Raw genomic sequence first — 20,037 nt, 5'->3', positions numbered from 1 at the left:
TCAAACCTCGATTTCATCCAGCCAGCGGGCCATGTCATCCAGGCGCTCGCGATGCTCGACCGCCGCAGCGAACAAATCGCCCGGCAGTTGTAGGGCCAACTTCTGCACGGTGACGTGATCGAAGAAGGCGTTGATCGGCAGGTGACAACCGTGGCGCTGCTGCAGTTGGGCTCGCACTTGCATGACACTCAGGGAGTGCCCGCCCAGTTCGAAGAAACTGTCGGTGACGCCGATCTGCTCCAGCCCCAGTACTTCGAGCCAGATGGCCACCAGCGCCCGTTCGGCATCGCTGCCCGGCGCTACATGGCCGCTGCTCGCGCCCTGCCCTTCGGGTTGCGGCAACTGCTTGCGATCCAGCTTGCCGTTGGCCGACAGCGGCATCGCCGGCAATTGCAGCAGGCGCCACGGCACCATGTATTCAGGAACGTGCTGCCCCAGATGAAATTTAAGCGCCGCTTCGTCGATCTCAGTGCCGACCCAGTAACCGAGCAGTTGATTGTCCCGGGCTATCACCACGCATTCGTGCACCGCGGCATGGGCCAGCAACACTGCTTCGATCTCTCCCAGCTCGATTCGCTGGCCGCGCAACTTGACCTGATGATCGAGACGGCCCAGATAGTCGATGGCACCGTCGGCGCGCCAGCGCGCCAGATCGCCACTGCGGTACATGCGCTCGCCGGGAGCACCGTAGGGGTTGGCGACAAAGCGTTCCCCGGTCAACCCGGGACGACCCAGATAACCCCGGGCCAGATTGACCCCGGCGATGTACAACTCGCCGGCCACCCCCACCGGCACAGGATTCAAATCGGCATCGAGAATATGGATTTGCGTATTGGCGATCGGGCGCCCGATCGGCACGCTGTTGCCGTCCTCGCGGCAGGCCCATGACGTGACGTCAATGGCCGCTTCGGTCGGGCCATAGAGGTTGTGCAACTGGCTGGCAGTTTGCCCCAGCACCTGACGCTGCAACTCGGCCGGCAAGGCTTCACCGCTGCAAATAATCCGCTTCAGTGAGGTGCAAAGGGGCAGTTCTCCGGCAGACACAAAGGCCTGCAACATCGACGGCACGAAGTGCAGCGTGGTGATGCCGTGCTCGACGATCAATTCGCGCAATATCTGCGGATCACGGTGGGCACCGGGGGGTGCCATCACCAGGGCCGCGCCGCTGAGCAGCGGCCAGAAGAACTCCCAGACCGAGACGTCGAAGCTGTAGGGGGTTTTTTGCAGCACCCGGTCGCCGGGGTTCAGGCCGTATTCGGCCTGCATCCATTGCAAACGATTGAGCAGCCCGGCATGACGATTGCCGACGGCCTTGGGCTTGCCGGTGGAACCCGAGGTATACAGGCAGTACACCAGGTTTTCCGGGCCGATATCGACCTTGGGTGCAGTCTGCGGCTGAGTCGCCAGCGCCAGGTTTTCCAGTGCATGCATCGGTACCCCGGCAGCGCCGGACCAACTGTCCAGCAGGTGCGCCTGGGTCAGCAACAACGGGCTGCCACTGTCGGTCAGCATCCCTTGCAACCGCTCTCGCGGGTGGTCCGGGTCCAGCGGCAGATACGCGCCACCGGCCTTGATCACCCCCAGCAGTGCCACCACCAGCTCCACCGAGCGTTCGGCACACACCGCCACCGGTACATCCGGGCCTACGCCCTGAGTTTGCAGCCAGTGGGCCAGTTGATTGGCCCGGGCATCCAGTTCGCCATAGCTCAGTTGCATGTTTCCATACACCAGCGCCAAGGCATCGGGGGTGGCGCGCACCTGTTCGCCAATCATCGCCGCCAGGTGCGGATGCTCGGGGTAGCGGTTGGCGGTGGCATTCCACGTCTGAATCTGGCGGGTCTCGCCCGGGCTCAGCAATGTCAGGCTGGCCAGGGCCCGGGTGCTGTCTTCGAACTGTTGCAGCAAACCGCCAAGGTGCTCGCTGAAGCGCACCACGTCGGCTTCGGCAAAGGCGTCCCGGCGATAGCTGAATTCGATCTGCAACTGCGCACCGGCATGGATCACCAGGGTCAGCGGGTAGTGCGTGGTTTCGTGGCGCTGCAGCGGCGAGAAAGCCAGACCGCTGGCTTCGCCAAGGGCCTGTTCCACCGGATAGTTTTCGAACACCAGCAAGGTGTCGAACAGGGCCTGCCCGCCCTGCCCGGCCCAGCCCTGAATCTCGAACAGGGGCGTGTGTTCATGCTCGCGCAACGCGCTGTTGAAGGCCTGCAACTGGCGCAGCCAATCCCCGAGGGGCTGTTGCGCCGGCGGCGTCTGGATCACCGGCAAGGTGTTGATGAACAGCCCCAGGGTACGTTCGGCATCCACCAGTTGCGCCGGGCGCCCGGCCACCGTGGCGCCAAACGCCACCGTGGCCTGGCCGCTGTAGCGTTGCAGCAACAGGCTCCAGGCACCTTGCACCAGTGTGTTGAGGGTCACCCGCTCGCGACGGGCGATGGCCACCAGCCGCGCGGTCTGCTGCGTATCGCACTGCCAGTGGTGCTGGCGGTGACCACTGCCCATGGCTACACCCTCGACGCTATTGGCCAGCAGGGTCGGCGCGTCCAGCCCGGCCAGACGCTCACGCCAGAAGGCCTGACGCTGGGCCGGGTGACGCTGTTGCAGCCACTGCAGGTAATCGACGAAACGCCCCGCCACTTCGGCGGGCGGTGTGCCCCGGTAGTGCTGCAAGACCTCGGCGATCAGCCGCGACGAGCTCCAGCCATCGAGCAACAGGTGATGGCTGCTGAGGATCAATTGGTAGCGCTCATCCTCCAGGCGCACCAACAACACCCGCAGCAAGGGCGCCCGGGCGAGGTCGAAACCGTCCTCGCGCTCTTCCCGGGCCAGATCCTCCACCGCCGTGACCCGGTCGCTGCGCTCGCGCCAGTCGAGCAGGCGCACCGGCGACGGCACGCTGCGGCGCACGGCCTGCAATGGCTGGTCCAGTCCTTCCCAGAGGAACCCGGTACGCAATACGTCATGCCGGGCCACGGTGCTGTCCCAGGCCTGGGCGAAGCGCGTGGCGTCGAGGCCGTCAATGGCCAGGCTCAACTGGTTGAGGTAATGACTTTCGCCGGGGGCCTGCAAGGCGTGGAACAACATGCCCTGCTGCAAGGGCGACAGCGGATAGAGCAACTCGGTATCGGCGGGCAGTTGCAGGCGCTCCAGGGCCTCCTGATCCAGCGCCGCCAGCGGGAAGTCCGACGGCGTGAAGCGTTGCGCGTCGGGGCTCAGGCAATGTTCGATCAAGCCTTGCAACTCATCTCGGCAAGCAGCGGCCAGACCCTCGACCCAGGCCCTGGACAGCCGCGCGCCACTGTATTGCCAGTTCATCTGCAATTCACCCTGGCGCACCTGGGCATTGATGATCAATTCGTTGCCCAACGGTGCATCGGCCGCCTGATCGTCACCGCCGCGCTCGGCAGCGATGCTGAACAAGGCCTGGTGATCCAGGCCGCGATCGGTCTGGCCCAGGTAGTTGAAGGTGATCGACGGTTGCGCGGCATCAGCCAGCTCGGCGCGCACCCCGGGCTCGCCGAGATAGCGCAGCAAGCCGTAGCCCATGCCCTGGTCGGGCACCTGGCGCAGTTGTTCCTTGATCCCGCGAATCGCCACCCCCGCAGCCACGCCCGGGTCGGTTTGCAGACGCACCGGATACAGGCTGGTGAACCAGCCCACGCTGCGGCTCAGGTCCACATCGCTACAGCCCGCCGGCACTTCGCGGCCATGGCCCTCGAGGCCGACCAGCAGGCTTTCGCCACCGGTTTCGCGCAGCACCACCCGGGTCAGAGCGGTGAGCAGCAGTTCATCGACGCGACTGCGATAGGCCAGCGGTGCGCGGGTCAGCAACTGCCGGGTCAACGACTGGTCAAGCCGCACCTGGCACTCGCGCACCTGATCGCGGCGGCGACTGCCCGCCGGGTCCAGCAAGGGCAGACTGACCGCCCCCGGGGCCAGGGTGGCGCGCCAGAAGTCCAGCTCGGCCAGACGTGCTGGTACCTCGGCCTGCAGCACTTCGCCCCAGCGCTGGAAAGCACTGCTTTTGTTGCCAAGATCCAGCGCCTGGCCGGCCTGCAGCTGGCCATAAGCGCGCTGCAAGTCTTCCAGCAGAATGCGCCAGGACACGCCGTCCACCACCAGGTGATGGGCGGCCAGCAACAGCCGCTGGCCATCCCCGGTGTCCAGTAACAGACCGCGCAACAGCGGGCCTTCACTCAGGTTCAAGCCGGCCTGAACGATGCTGCAAACGCTGGCCAGTTGCGCCGGGGCGCTGACCCGTACCTGTTCAAGGGGTACCGCCGCCGTGTCGGCGTGACTTTGCTGCCACACCCCCTGGGCGTCCCGGGTAAAGCGCAGGCGCAAGGCATCGTGCTGGGCCAGCAGCGCTTGCAGGGCGCGCTCCAGCAGCAGCGGGTCGAGGTTTTCCCGCGGTTGCAGCAATACCGACTGGTTCCAGTGCTGGCGAACCGTGATCGGGCTGTCGAAGAACCAGGCCTGGATCGGCGTCAGGGCCGCCGGCCCGGTCACCGGGCCCTGGACCCGGGCCACACTTGGCGCAACCCTGGCCACCTGGGCCAGAGCACGAATGGTCTGTTGCTCGAAAACATCCTTGGGGGTCAACAGCACCCCGGCCTGACGGGCACGCCCCACCAGTTGCAGGGAAACAATGGAGTCGCCGCCCAATTCAAAAAAGTTGTCGCTGGCGCCGACCCGCGCCGTACCCAGCAACTGCTGCCAGATCCCGGCCAGCACGGTTTCCACTCCGCCCAGGGGGGCGACGAATTCGCCGTCCTGCACCTGCCAGTCCGGGGTCGGCAAGGCCGACCGGTCGAGCTTGCCGTTCGGCGTCACCGGCAACTGCTCCAGCCAGATCAGCCGGGCCGGAATCATGTAGTCCGGCAAATGCCCGACCAGGGCCTGCTTGACCCGCGCTTCCAGGCCCGGCTCGGCGGCCGGGCTGCTGGCCACGCCATAGGCGACCAGTCGCGGGCCGGTGGGTGAAGGCAAGGCCAGCACCACGCACGTCTGCACCTGCGGGTGTTGCTGGATATGCGCCTCGACCTCCCCGGGTTCGATGCGATAACCACGGATCTTGATTTGCTGATCGATGCGGCCGACGTATTCGATCACCCCGTCGACGCCCCACAACACCCGGTCACCGGTGCGGTACATGCGCTCCCCCGGTGCGCCGAACGGGTCAGGCACGAAGCGCTCGGCGCTCATGGCCGGGTGGCGGTGATATTCCCGGGCCAGACCGCTGCCGCCCAGGTACAGCTCGCCACTGACCCCGGCCGGCACCGGCTGCAGGCGCGCGTCGAGAATGTAGGCACGCCGGTCGCCGACAGGACGGCCGATGGGTGCGTAGGCCGACAGGCAGGCCTGACTGGCCGGCACCTTCCACACCAGGGGGGTGACCACGGTTTCAGTGGGGCCATAGCCATTGATCAGGGTTCGCGGCGCCAGGGTCTGGCGGATCAGCTCGAAATTGGCCTGGGGCATGGCTTCACCGCCGAAGGAGTACAGGTCCAGCGCCGGGGCACGGCCCCGGGCCCGGGCTTCGGCGGCCAGTTGGGTCAGATACACCGGCGGGAAGCCGGCGTTGGTGACCTGCTGCTCTTCCAGGGTCTGCAGGGTGCGCGCCGCAGACCACAGTTCTTCGTCGCGCAGCACCAGGCTGGCACCGCAGGTCAGTGCAGTCAGCCAGCGCTCATGGGCACCGTCGAAAGCAAAGGAGATAAAGTGGAACTCCCGGGATTCGGCGCTCATGTCGTACAGCGGCGCAGTGGCATCACAGTGCATGGCCAACGGGCCATGGGCCACGGCCACGCCTTTGGGCGTGCCGCTGGAGCCGGAGGTGTAGATCAGGTACGCGAGATTCTGGGCATGCACCAGAACCCCGGGCGCCTGATCGCTGTAGTTGTCCAGATCCAGCCGGTCGAGGTCGAGCATGGCCAGACCCGGGGTTTGCGGCAGGCGATCCAGGGCCATCCCCTCGGTGAGCAACAGGCTCATGCCGCTGTCGGCCAGGACGAAGCCCAGACGTTCGCGCGGGTAATCCAGAGCCAGGGGGACGAAAGCCGCACCGGCCTTGGCCACTGCCAGCAACGCCACCAGCAGGCGGTTGGAACGCTGCAAAGCGACCCCGACCCGAACCTCGGGTCCGATACCACGGGCGATCAAGGCATGGGCCAGGCGGTTGGCCTGTGCCTCCAGTTCGCCACGGCTCAACTGCTGCCCCTCGCAAATCAGCGCAATGCGTTGCGGATCGGCCGCGGCATGGGCGGCGATACGCTGCTGGACACTGGCGAAGGCCGGGACCGCGTAGTCCGAGCGGCTCCAGGCCATGAGTTGAGCCTGTTCGCCCGCGCTCAGCGGGCTGAGTGCGGCCAACGGCTGCAGCGCATCGGCACACAGGCCAAGCAACAGCTGCTGCAGGTGTCCGGCCAGGGCCTCGACCCGCTCCGGGGCGAACGCATCACGGCGGTAGCCAAAGGTGATGTCCAGGGTCTCGCCGGCGAAGATCGCCAGGGACAACGGATAGTGGGTGGCTTCAAGGGTGCTGGAGGCTTCGATACGCACGCCGCTGCGCTGGCGCATGGCGTGATCGACCGGGTAGTTCTCGAACACCAGCAGGCTGTCGAACAGGCTTTGGCCGCTGAGCCCCGCCCAGCGCTGGATATCGGCCAGCGGAGTGTGCTCGAACTCGCCGGCATCGGCACTGCTGGCCTGCAGCTCGCGCAACCAGTCGCCCACCGGCTGTGCCGGAGCACCGCCAGCGATCACCGGCACGGTATTGATAAACAGGCCGACCACCGCTTCGGCATCATCCAGGGCCGCAGGACGGCCCGAGACCGTGGTGCCGAACACCACCCGGGACTGGCCGGTGTAGGTTTGCAGCAGCAGAATCCATGCGCCCTGCACCAGGGTATTGAGGGTCACCCGCTGGCGCCGGGCAAACTGGCGCAGGCGCTGGCTGTCTGGCGCCGACAGACCGCCACGGATCACCCCGTGACCGAGGGCCTGAGCAAGGTCCCGGGTGTCCCGGGGCGGCAGGCTCTGGGCCAGCAAAGTCGGGCCATCCAGGGTTGCCAGACGCCCTTGCCACCAGGCCTCGGCCGCCTGTTCATCCTGGGAGCCGAGCCAGGCGATGTAGTCGCGATACTGGCTGCGGGGTGCTCGCGGCCGTTCACCGGCGTAATGTTGCAGCACTTCGCCGATCAGTCGCGCGCTGCTCCAGCCGTCCAGCAGGATGTGGTGGAAGGTCCAGATCATCCGGCAGCGAGTGGCGTCCAGACGTAGCAACTGCACCCGTTGCAGCGGCAAGCGGTCCAGCTCGAAACCTTCGGCGCGTTCGCGGCGGGCCCAATCATCCAGCTCTTGCTGGCTGAGCCCACGGGCGTCGTGCAATTGCGCTACGGCCGGGCCACGGCGCAATACAGCTTGCAACGGCGTATCGAGCCCGCTTTCCCAGAGGAACAGGCTGCGCAAGGTCGCGTGTTGCTCAACCGTGGTTTCCCAGGCCTGCAGGAAGCGTTGCAGGTCGAGGCCTTCGAGCACCACGTCGATCTGGTTGACGTAGGCCGACCGGGCATCCCCTTGCAGGCTGTGGAACAGCAGCCCCTGTTGCAGCGGCGACAGCGGGTACAGGTCCTCGACATCGCGGGCCGCCAGGGGCAAAGCGTCGAGCCGGGCCTGGCTCAAGCCCGCCAGCGGCACATCGGCCGGGGTCAGCGCGGCGTTTTCCGGGATCAGGCAATAGGCGCCAAGCAAGCTCAGCTCGGCGCGCAGGTCGTCCAGCAGGGCTTCCAGCTGCGCAGCGCTGTAGTGCCGGGCATCGGCGCGGCCGTCGAATTGCAACTGGCCTTCCACCAGGCGGGCGTTGAGGGTCAAGGCATGGCTCAGCGGTGCAGCATCGTCGCGCTGGCGGCCCTGGGGTTCGCCGGCCAGGGCAAACAGGCGCTGGCCATCGAGGCTGGTGTCGTACTGCCCCAGGTAGTTGAACATCACCTGTGGCCGTGGCTGTGCCTCAAGCAATGCCCGGGCAGACGCCGGGCCGAGATAGCGTAACGCGCCGTAGCCGATGCCCTTGTTCGGCACCTGACGCAGTTGTTCCTTGATCGCCTTGATCGCCGAGCCCAGATCCCCCGGGCCCGGGCTCAGACGCACCGGGTACAGGCTGGTGAACCAGCCGACGCTGCGCTCGATATCCAGGCCTTCGCCGAAGGGTGCGGGCAACGCATCGCGGCCATGGCCTTCGAGCTCGACGCTCAGGCCGTCCTGTGCGCTCTGGCGGCACAGGACCCGGGCCAGGGCCACCAGCAACAATTCATCCAGACGCGTGCGATAGGCCGCCGGCGCCTCTTTTTGCAGACGCCGGGTCAGTTCCGCCGGCAGGCGCAGGCGGCGCTCCACGGCCTGGCCTTCACAGCCCAAAGCCATTAACGGCTGCCCTGCGGTCTGCGCGCACCAGTAGTGCAGTTCATCGAGCAGCGCCGGGCTGGCGGCGAACGCCTGCAAACGCTGGCCCCATTGGGCGAAGCTGGCGCCCACCGGTGCCAGGGTCACGCTTTGGCCGGCCGTCAGCTGGCGATAGGCCTGCTGCAAATCTTCCACCAGGACACGCCAGGACACGCCGTCCACCACCAGGTGATGAACCACGATCAGCAGGCGCTGGCTGCCATCCCCCAGGGTCAGCAAGGCGGCCCGCAGCAGAGGGCCGCGGCCCAGATCCAGGCTGGTCTGCAAGCGCTCGGCCTCGCGCAGGAACACCTCGGCGTCCGGGGCATCCACTTCCACCAGCCAGTCCTCGGCGCAGTGCTCGCTGTAGCCTTGTTGCCAGACGCCCATGGCGTCCTGTTCGTAGCGCAGGCGCAGGCTGGCATGCTGTTGGGCCAGGGCCGCCAGGCTGGCGCGCAGGGGTTCGACCTGCAGCGCCTGCAACGGGCGCAATAACGCCGACTGGTTCCAGTGCTGACGCTGCGGGATATCCTGGCCGAAAAAATACTGCTGGATCGGTGTCAGTGGCGCCGGGCCGACCGTTACCGCCTGCTGCAGCTCGCCACCCTGGGTCACGCAGCGCGCCGCCCGGGCCAGGGCCGCCAGTGTCGGGTGCAGGAACAGGTCGCGGGGGCTCAGTTGCCAGCCGGCCTGACGCACCCGGCTGATCACTTGCAGGGACAGGATGGAGTCGCCGCCCAGTTCGAAGAAGTTGTCGCCCAGCCCTACCTGATCCTGGCCCAGCACCTCGGCCCAGATGGTCGCCAGGGTCTGTTCGATTTCGCTGGCGGGTGCCACATAGTCTTCGGTCACCTGCCCCTGGGGTTGCGGCAACTGCTTGCGATCCAGCTTGCCGTTGGCCGACAGCGGCATCGCCTCCAGCTGCAGCAGACGCCACGGCACCATGTATTCAGGAAGGTGGCGGGCCAGATGGGCCTTGAGGGCATCCTCCTCGATGGCAGCGCCCACCCAGTAGCCGATCAGCTTGTCGTCCCGGGCTATGACCACGCTTTCCTGAACATTGGCATGGCTCAGCAACAGCGCTTCAATCTCCCCCAGTTCGATACGCAGACCACGCAATTTCACCTGATGATCGAGACGGCCCAGATAGTCGATGGCGCCATCGGCGCGCCAGCGCGCCAGATCGCCACTGCGGTACATGCGCTCCCCGGGAGCGCCATAGGGATTGGCGACAAAGCGTTCGGCGGTCAGTGCCGGACGGCCCTGATAGCCCCGGGCCAGATTGACCCCGGCGATGTACAGCTCGCCCGCTACCCCCACCGGCAGCGGATTCAGATCGGGATCAAGAATATGGATTTGTGTATTGGCGATCGGGCGGCCAATGGGCACGCTGTTGCCGTCTTCGCGACAGGCCCAGGAGGTGACGTCGATGGCCGCTTCGGTCGGACCGTAGAGGTTGTGCAACTCGCTGGCGGTTTGCCCCAGCACCTGACGTTGCAACTCGGCCGGCAAGGCTTCGCCGCTGCAAATGATCCGCTTTAGAGAAGTGCAAAGGGGCAGTTCACCCGCCGATACAAAGGCCTGCAACATCGACGGCACGAAGTGCAGCGTGGTGATGCGGTGCGCGACAATCAGTTCACGCAAGGCCTGTGGATCACGGTGGGCACCCGGTGGCGCCATCACCAGTGCCGCGCCGCTGAGCAGCGGCCAGAAGAACTCCCAGACCGAGACGTCGAAGCTGTAGGGGGTTTTTTGCAGCACCCGGTCGCTGGCGTTCAGGCCGTATTCGGCCTGCATCCATTGCAGGCGATTGAGCAACCCGGCATGGCGATTACCGACGGCCTTGGGCTTGCCGGTGGAGCCCGAGGTGTACAGGCAGTACACCAGGTTTTCCGGGGAAATATCGACCCGGGGCGCGGTCTGCGGCTGGGTCGCCAGCGCCAGGTTTTCCAGTGCATGCACCGCTACATCGGCAGCGCCGGACCACTTCTCCAGTAAGTGATTCTGGGTCAGCAACAACGGGCTGCCACTGTCGGCCAGCATCCCTTGCAGACGCTCAAGGGGCAGATCCGGGTCCAGTGGCAGGTACGCGCCACCGGCCTTGATCACCCCCAGCAGCGCCACCACCAATTCCACCGAGCGCTCGGCGCACACCGCCACCGGTACGTCCGGACCAATGCCCTGGCCTTGCAGCCAGTGGGCCAGTTGATTGGCCCGAGCATCCAGCTCGCCATAGCTCAGTTGCGTGTCGCCATACACCAGCGCCAGGGCATCGGGGGTGGTAAGCACCTGTTCGGCGATCAGGGCTGGCAGGCTCGGGTACTGCGGATAGTCTTCGCGGGTGGCATTCCAGCCTGTCAGTTGCTGTTGCTCCGCCGCTGTCAGCGGCTGCAGTTCATGCAGCGCGCGTTGCGGCTGCTCCAGCAATTGCTCGAGCAGGTACAGAAAATGCGTGTGCCAGGCGTGCACGGTGGACGCTTCGAACAGGTCGGTGGCGTAACTGAAGGTGGCGGTGATCTGACCCTGAGGGTTTTCCTCGGTGGTCAGGGCCAGGTCCAGCTGAGCGGTTTCGGCAGCCTGCTCCAGGCGCTCGAACACCAGCCCGCCCGCCTGCAACTGGCTGTCGCCGCGCTGCAAGTGGTTGTACAGCACCTGGAACAGCGGGTTGCGGCCAAGGCTGCGCTGGGGTTGCAGCGCTTCGACCAATTGTTCGAAAGGCAGGTCCTGATGGGCCTGGGCCTGCAACGCTTGCTCACGCACAGCCTTGAGCTGATCGATAAAGGATTGGCGGCGCGAGATCTGCAGCGGCCAGACCTGAGTGTTGACGAAGCAACCGATCAAACCCTGGGTCGCTTGCGCCTGACGATTGGCCACCGGGATCCCGACCCGCAATTGCCCCTGGCCGCACAGACGGCTGAGCCACACACCGTAGGCGGCCAGCAGAACCATGAACGGCGTGGCCTGTTGCTCCCGGGCGAACTGGCGCAAGCGGCTGCTGGTGGCATCGGGCAAGGTCTTGCCGACCCGCGCCCCGCGGTAGCTGGGCAAGCCGGGACGCAGGTGGTCCACCGGTAACTCCAGCACCGGTTCCTCACTGCCCAGGCGCTCGCGCCAATAGGCCAGTTGCTGCTCGCTCTCGCCGGACTCCAGCCACAGCCGCTGCCAGCGCGCATAGTCGCTGTATTGCACATCGAGGTCGGGCAAAGGGCTGGCGTCGCCCCCCAGGTGACGGGCATAACCGCTGGCCATTTCCTGGACAAACAGCTCCATCGACACACCGTCGGCAACGATGTGATGCAGGGTCACCAGCAAGGCGTGACGCTGCTCGGCGCAACGCACCAGACACAGGCGCAGCAAAGGCCCCAGGGTCAGGTCGAAGGGTTGCCGCGCCTGATCCTGGGCCAGGCGCATCAAGGCTGCGTCCCGGGCCCGGGGCGACAATTCGCTGAGGTCTTCGCGAGCGAATACCAGCCCGCACTCAGCGGCGCCATGTACCCGCACCCGGGGCTCGCCGCCCTCTTCGGGAAAGTCGCTGCGCAGTACTGCGTGGCGGGCGACGATATCGGCCAGGGCAGCGTCCAGCGCCGCCTCGTTGAGTTCCCCGGTGAGTTGCAGCCCGCCGGTAATGTGATAAGCGCTTGAGGTCGGTTCCAGTTGCCACAGCAGCCACAGCCGGTGCTGGCTGTAGGACAGCGCACCCGCAGCCCCGGCAGGTGCCGGGACTATTGGCAGACGCCGGGCATCGATGCCTTTTTCCCGCAGCTGTTGCAGGAACAGCCGCTGCTTTTCCCCTGGAAGAGCATTGAGCCGTTCGGCCAGCGGGCGCAACGGATCGTCACGGTGGCTGGGGCCTCGGGCTTGGCTCAGGTCATTCATTCAATGCGCTCCAGTTCATTCAGCAATTGGGTCATGGCGTCCACCTCATCTTCGGGGGCGTGCGCCGGAATGTGCTCCAGGTGCCGAGCAAGCGCCTCGACCGTCGGTGTTTCGAACACCGCGCCGAGGTGAATATGTACGCCTAACTGGTGGCGAATCTGCGAGGCCAGGCGGGTCGCCAGCAGCGAGTGCCCGCCCAGTTCGAAAAAGTCATCCGTCACACCGACCCGCTCCACACCCAGCACCTCGGACCAGATTCTGGCCAGGGCGCGCTCGGCGTCATTGCGGGGCTCGACATAGCCAGTGGCAGCGGCTTGCGCCTCGACCTGCGGCAACTGCTTGCGATCCAGCTTGCCGTTGGCCGAGAGCGGCATCGCCGGCAATTGCAGCAGTCGCCACGGCACCATGTATTCAGGAACGTGCTGACCCAGATGAAATTTAAGCGCGGCTTCGTCGGCATCGGTGCCGACCCAGTAGCCGAGCAGCTGATTGTCCCGGGCTATCACCACGCATTCGTGCACCGCGGCATGGGCCAGCAACACTGCTTCGATCTCGCCCAGCTCGATTCGCTGGCCGCGCAACTTGACCTGATGATCCAGACGGCCCAGGTAGTCGATGGCACCGTCGGCGCGCCAGCGTGCCAGGTCGCCACTGCGGTACATACGCTCGCCGGGAGCGCCGTAGGGGTTGGCGACAAAGCGTTCGGCAGTCAGTGCCGGACGGCCCTGATAGCCCCGGGCCAGATTGACCCCGGCGATGTACAACTCCCCTGCCACGCCCACCGGCAGCGGATTCAGATCGGGATCAAGAATATGGATTTGTGTATTGGCGATCGGGCGCCCGATCGGCACGCTGTTGCCGTCCTCGCGGCAGGCCCATGACGTGACGTCGATGGCCGCTTCGGTCGGGCCATAGAGGTTGTGCAACTGGCTGGCAGTTTGCCCCAGCACCTGACGCTGCAACTCGGCCGGCAAGGCTTCACCGCTGCAAATGATCCGTTTCAGCGAAGTGCAAAGGGGCAGTTCGCCGGCAGACACAAAGGCCTGCAACATCGACGGCACGAAGTGCAGCGTGGTGATGCCGTGCTCGACGATCAGTTCGCGCAAGGCCCGTGGATCACGGTGGGCACCGGGTGGTGCCATCACCAGTGCCGCGCCGCTGAGCAGCGGCCAGAAGAACTCCCAGACCGAGACGTCGAAGCTGTAGGGGGTTTTTTGCAGTACCCGGTCGCTGGCATTTAATCCGTATTCGTCCTGCATCCATTGCAGGCGATTGAGCAACCCGGCATGGCGATTACCCACCGCCTTGGGCTTGCCGGTGGAACCCGAGGTATACAGGCAGTACACCAGGTTTTCCGGGGAAATATCGACCCGGGGCGCGGTCTGCGGCTGGGTCGCCAGCGCCAGGTTTTCCAGTGCATGCACCGGTACACCGGCAGCACCGGACCAGCTGTCCAGCAGGTGTGCCTGGGTCAGCAACAACGGGCTGCCACTGTCAGTCAACATGCTTTGCAGGCGCTCCCGCGGGTGATCAGGGTCCAGCGGCAAGTACGCGCCACCGGCCTTGATCACCCCCAGCAATGCCACCACCAGTTCCACCGAGCGCTCGGCGCACACCGCCACCGGTACATCCGGGCCAACGCCCTGAGTTTGCAGCCAGTGGGCCAGTTGATTGGCCCGGGCATCCAGTTCGCCATAGCTCAGTTGCGTGTCGCCATACAACAGCGCCAGGGCATCGGGGGTGGCGCGCACCTGTTCGGCAATCAAGGCTGGCAGGCTCGGGTACTGCGCATAGTTGAACCGGGTCGCGTTCCACTGCGAGAGCCGCTGCTGTTCTGCGTTATCGAGCATCTGCAACTGGCCAAGGCGCACCTTTGACGGCCCCTGCGCCTCGGCCGCCATGGCCAGCAGCAGGTTCTGCAAATGCTCACCGAGGCGCGCCACGCTGGCAGGGTCGAAGGCACTCAACAGGTAACTCAATTGCAGGTCCAGGGTGTCACCCGCGTGGATCACCACAGTCAAGGGGTAATGGGTGGTTTCCCGCGAAATCACCTGGCCGAATTGCACGCCGCTGCCGCTGCGCAGGGCGCTGTCCACCGGGTAGTTCTCGAACACCAGCACAGTGTCGAACAGCGCCCGGCCACCCTGCCCGGCCCAACGCTGGATATCGAACAGCGGCGTATGTTCATGCTCACGTACCGCCAGGTTCAGCGATTGCAAATCCCGCAGCCAGTCCCCCAGCAAGCGCTGCGGCCCGGGCGCCTGAATGATCGGCAAGGTATTGATAAACAGCCCCAGCACGCGCTCGGCATCGGCCAGAGCGGTCGGGCGACCGGCCACTGTGGCGCCGAAAGCCACGCTGCGCTGCCCGCTGTAGCGCTGCAACAACAGGCTCCAGGCACCTTGCAGCAAGGTGTTGAGGGTCACCCGCTCGCGCCGGGCAAACGCCCCCAGCGCCGAGGTCACGTCCGGGGCCAGTTGCAGGCGCAGGTCACCATGCCCGCTGCGGGCCGGTACCGCCGGCAAGGCATCGGCCAGCAGGGTCGGTTGCTCCAGCTCGCACAGTTGCTGGCTCCAGAATTGCTGGCTCGACGCGCCATCCTGACGGCCCAGCCAGGCCAGGTAATCGCGGTAGCGGCTGGCCCCCGCCGCGGGCGTTTGACCGCGGTAATGCAACAGCACTTCTTCGATCAGGCGCGCCGTGGCCCAGCCATCGAGCAGGATGTGATGGCGGGTCCAGATCAATTGGTAGGCGCTTTCGCCCAGACGCACCAGCAACACCCGTTGCAGCGGTGGCCGGCGCAGGTCGAAGCCCTGATCGCGCTCGGCATCGGCCAGTTCGGCCAGTTCCAGGCGCGCCTGTTCGGCGCCGCGTTCGCGCCAGTCAAGATGGCGCACCGGCGAAGGTAACTGGCGGTGGATCCATTGCAGGGGCTGGGGCAAGTCGCCTTCCCAGGCGAAACCGGCCCGCAGGATCCCGTGCTCATGGCTGACCCGCTCCCAGGCTGCGGCGAAGCGCAGGCCATCGACATCCCTCAGCGGCACGCAGACCTGATTGACATAGGCACTGCCCGCGGCGCCTTGCAGGGCATGAAACAGCATGCCCTGTTGCAGCGGTGACAAGGGGTAAAGGTCTTCGAGGTCGGCGGCGGCCACCGGCAGTGCGTCCAGTTGCGCCTGACTGATGCTCGCCAGCGGGAAGTCCGAGGGTGTGACCCCGGCAGCGCCGGGGCTCAGGCAATGGTCGATCAGCGTGCCCAGGCTCGCCAGGTAGTCCTCGGCCAGACCTTGCACCAGCTCGCTGTCGAAACGCTCGCAGCCATAGCGCCAGCTCAGTTGCAGGCAGCCGTCGCGCACTTGACCGGTGATCACCCATTCGCTGTCGGCATCGGCACTCGGGTCCAGGGACGCACCCAGGTGTTCCCCGGCCAGGTCGAACAGGCCGTCGGCCAGGCGGCCCGGGTCGAACTGCCCCAGATAGTTGAAGGTGATTTGCGGCGCCGTGCGGCACGCCAGCCGGCGGGCCAGATCGTCCTCGCCCAGATAGCGCAACACGCCGTAGCCCAGGCCCTGGCCGGGCACCTGGCGCACTTGTTCCTTGATCGCCTTGATCGCTTCACCGGGTGCGCGGCTGCCGGGGGCCAGGCGCAACGGGTACAGGGCGGTGAACCAGCCGACGCTGCGGCTCAGGTCCAGTTGGGTCGGGGCATCGGGCCCCGGTGTGCGGCCGTGACTTTCCAGGAGGATGTCCAGTGCCGGCTGACCACTCCATTGGCACAGGGTATGGGCCAGCGCGGCCAGCAGCAGTTCGTCGATCCGCGTGCGATAGGCCGCGTGGGCCGCCCCCAGCAAGGCGCGGGTCCGCGCCGGGTCGAGCTGCACCTGCACCCGGGCCGTCGCGCCGAGGGCACGGCTGCCTTGGGGCCGCGGCACCCGCAACGGGGTTGCCGTGGTCTCGGCATACGCCTGCCAGTAGGCCAGCTCGCTGTCGCCCAGCCCTTGGCGCTGCCAGCTGGCCAGGTGCTCGCCCCAGGCCTTGAAACTGCTGGTACGCGCAGCCAGATGCAGCGCTGAACCGGCCAGCGCCTGGGTATAAAGCTGTGCCAGATCTTCGAGCAGGATGCGCCAGGACACGCCATCCACCACCAGGTGATGGGCCACCAGCAACAGCCGTTGCTGGCCATCGCCCAGTTGCATCAGCACTGCCTTGAACAAAGGCCCCTGACCCAATTGAAAACCGCGCTGGGCCGCTTCGCATACGGCGCTGATCGCCTCGGGCCGGTTCAGGGTCAAGCACTCCAGCAACCCGGGGGCGTCGGTGCCATGACTGGCGCTCCACTGCCCGTCCAGCTGCCGGAATTGCAGGCGCAAAGCATCGTGGTGGGCGAACAGCGCGGTCAGTGCCTCATCCAGAGCAGCAGGCTCCAGGCTGTGCAGCGGGCGCAGCAATAATGCCTGGTTCCAGTGGCCCGCAACCGGCACCGCCTGGGCGAAAAAATGCGCCTGAATCGGGGTGACCGGGGCCGCGCCCTGAACCGGACCGCTGTCAGCGCTGGCCTGCTCCAGAGGTACGGCGACACGGGCCAGGGCAGCGATGGTTTGATGCTCGAACAGGTCCCGCGGATTGAGCTGCCAACCGGCGCGGCGCATCCGGCTGATCACTTGCAGGGACAGAATGGAATCGCCCCCCAGCTCGAAGAAATTGTCGCTGATCCCGACCTGTTCCTGACCCAGCACCTCGGCCCAGATGGTCGCCAGGGTCTGCTGGATTTCGCTGGCGGGTGCCACATAGTCTTCGGTCACCTGCCCCTGGGGTTGCGGCAACTGCTTGCGATCCAGCTTGCCGTTGGCTGACAGCGGCATCGCCTCCAACTGCAGCAGGCGCCACGGCACCATGTATTCAGGAAGGTGGCGGGCCAGATGGGCCTTGAGTGCTTCTTCCTCGATGGCAGCGCCCACCCAGTAGCCGATCAGCTTGTCGTCCCGGGCTATGACCACGCTTTCCTGAACATTGGCGTGGCTCAGCAACAGCGCTTCAATCTCCCCCAGTTCGATACGCAGACCGCGCAATTTGACCTGATGATCGAGACGGCCCAGATAGTCGATGGCACCGTCGGCGCGCCAGCGTGCCAGGTCGCCACTGCGGTACATGCGCTCCCCGGGAGCGCCGTAGGGATTGGCGACAAAGCGCTCGGCGGTCAACCCGGGGCGCCCCAGATAACCCCGGGCCAGATTGACTCCGGCGATGTACAGCTCACCTGCCACTCCCACCGGCACAGGATTGAGCTCGGCATCGAGAATATGGATTTGCGTATTGGCGATCGGGCGGCCAATGGGCACGCTGTTGCCGTCTTCGCGGCAGGCCCAGAAAGTGACGTCGATGGCCGCTTCGGTCGGGCCGTAGAGGTTATGCAACTGGCTGGTGGTTTGTCCCAGCACCTGACGCTGCAACTCGGCCGGCAAGGCTTCACCGCTGCAAATGATCCGTTTCAGCGAAGTGCAAAGGGGCAGTTCGCCGGCAGACACAAAGGCCTGCAACATCGACGGCACGAAGTGCAGCGTGGTGATGCCGTGCTCCACAATCAGTTCGCGCAAGGCCTGTGGATCACGGTGGGCACCCGGCGGCGCCATCACCAGTGCCGCGCCGCTGAGCAGCGGCCAGAAGAACTCCCAGACCGAGACGTCGAAGCTATAGGGGGTTTTTTGCAGCACCCGGTCGCTGGCATTTAATCCGTATTCGGCTTGCATCCATTGCAGGCGATTGAGCAACCCGGCATGGCGATTACCGACGGCCTTGGGCTTGCCGGTGGAACCCGAGGTATACAGGCAGTACACCAGGTTTTCCGGGGCTATATCGACCCGGGGCGCGGTCTGCGGCTGGGTCGCCAGCGCCAGGTTTTCCAGTGCATGTACCGGTACATCGGCAGCGCCGGACCACTTCTCCAGTAAGTGTTTCTGGGTCAGCAACAACGGGCTGCCACTGTCGGCCAGCATCCCTTGCAGACGCTCAAGGGGCAGATCCGGGTCCAGGGGCAGGTACGCGCCACCGGCCTTGATCACCCCCAGCAGCGCCACCACCAGTTCCACCGAGCGCTCGGCGCACACCGCCACCGGCACGTCCGGAGCAATGCCCTGGCCTTGCAGCCAGTGGGCCAGCTGATTGGCCCGGGCATCCAGCTCGCCATAGCTCAGTTGCGTGTGGCCATACACCAGTGCCAGGGCATCAGGGGTGGCACGCACCTGTTGCGCAATCAAGGCAGGAAGGTTCGGGTACTCGGGGTAGCGACTCGCTGTCGCGTTCCATGTAGTGAGCTGCGCCTGCTCGCCCGCGTCCAGCAACGGCAGGCTGAACACCGGACGGTCGGGCGCTGCGAGCATGCCCTGCAGCAACTGGCACAGGTGCTGGCCGAGGCGCTCAATGGTCGGGGCGTCGTAGAGCTCAGTCACATACTCCAGACGACAATCGATGGCGTCGGGGCCGGCGATAACATCCAGGGTCAGGTCGAAACGCGCGCTTTCCAGCTCGACATCCAGCACCTCCACCTCCAGCCCCGGCAACTGCAAGGGCTGGGCGTCCCGTGAGTGGCGGAAGTTGAACAGCACCTGGAACAGCGCCGTGTGGCGCAGGTCGCGGGTCAGGTTGAGACCGTCCAGCACGCACTCGAAGGGAAAGTCCGAGTGTTCCAGGGCAATCCGGCTTTCATCCCGCAGGCGGCTGCACAGCTCGCGGGTGGTCAGTTGTGGATCGAGCCGGGCGCGATAGACCTGGGTGTTGACGAAGAACCCGACAATCTCCTGGACCTGGGCATGGCTGCGTGCGGCGTTGGGCACACCGACCGCGAAATCGCGCTGGCCGCTGTAGCGCGCCAGCAGTACTTGCCAGGCCCCCAGCAGCAGCACGAAGGGCGAGCAATGTTGCGCCCGGCACCATTCACGCAGCGCTCGGGCCACAGCGTCCGGCAGCCGGAGATCATGGCGCGCGGCCTGCAGCCGTGGCGCTGCGCTGCGCGGGCGGTCGCTGGGCAATTCCAGCACCGGCACGTCCTGGCCCAGGTACTGGCGCCAGTAGCCCTGGCCTGCAGCAGCGCCCTGGCCAGCAAAGTGCTGGCGCTGCCAGGTCGCGTAGTCGGCGTACTCCAGGGACAAACCCGGCAACGGCCGGTCATTGCCGTCCAGAGCCGCGGCATAGGCCCGGCCCAGGTCGGCGATCAGCAACGGGTTGGACCAGGCATCGGCGACGATGTGGTGCAGGCACAACAGCAACACCGACCCCTCGCCGTCGCACAACAGGCTGGCCCGCAGCAACGGTGCGCAACCGAGGTCAAACGGCACGGCAACCCGCTGGCGCAGTTCGGCTTGCAGGTCGGCGCCGGCCGCCAGGGTCACGCATTCAAGATGAAAATCCACAGCGGGTTCGATGACCTGCAGCGGCTGCTCATCCACCAGCACGAAGCGGGTGCGCAGGCTGGCATGGCGCTCGATCAGGCGGCGCAAGGCGGCCTCCAGGGCCCCGACATCCGGCCGGCCCTGAATCCGCAGCGCCCGGGCCGAGTTATAGGCCGGGCTCTGTACTTCGTACTGCTGGAGAAACCACAAGCGGCGCTGGGCGAATGACAGCGGCGCCGGCCCCGGCTCGGTGCGCCGGCCCGGCCCGACGGGTGCGGCTGGCGCGTCATCATCAAGTAACAGGGCAAGCAATAGGTCGCGGTCGATATCGGTCATG

At 66.0% G+C, this 20,037-nt stretch carries 2 protein-coding genes; both read right to left on the bottom strand.

Going from position 1 to position 20,037, the window contains the following annotated elements; translation table 11 throughout:
* Positions 1-12,315, bottom strand: a complete 12,315-nt coding sequence (locus tag EQV90_RS15575; RefSeq protein ID WP_240878373.1) for a non-ribosomal peptide synthase/polyketide synthase — start codon at positions 12,313-12,315, stop codon at positions 1-3.
* Positions 12,312-20,036, bottom strand: a complete 7,725-nt coding sequence (locus EQV90_RS15570; RefSeq protein ID WP_240878372.1) for a non-ribosomal peptide synthetase — start codon at positions 20,034-20,036, stop codon at positions 12,312-12,314. The genes EQV90_RS15575 and EQV90_RS15570 overlap by 4 nt, the downstream gene beginning before the upstream one ends.
* Between the last annotated feature and the right edge of the window lies 1 nt (position 20,037).

The sequence above is a fragment of the Pseudomonas sp. TMW22089 genome, from assembly GCF_022496645.1.
GTDB lineage: Bacteria > Pseudomonadota > Gammaproteobacteria > Pseudomonadales > Pseudomonadaceae > Aquipseudomonas > Aquipseudomonas paraversuta.
Note: the sequence above shows the minus strand (reverse complement) of the source record. Positions and strands in the feature narration are given on the sequence as shown.

Bases quoted from the DNA above. Each gene is read 5' to 3' on its own strand.
- EQV90_RS15570 (WP_240878372.1), bottom strand. From the start codon at position 20,036: ATGACCGATATCGACCGCGACCTATTGCTTGCCCTGTTACTTGATGAT.
- EQV90_RS15575 (WP_240878373.1), bottom strand. From the start codon at position 12,315: ATGAATGACCTGAGCCAAGCCCGAGGCCCCAGCCACCGTGACGATCCG.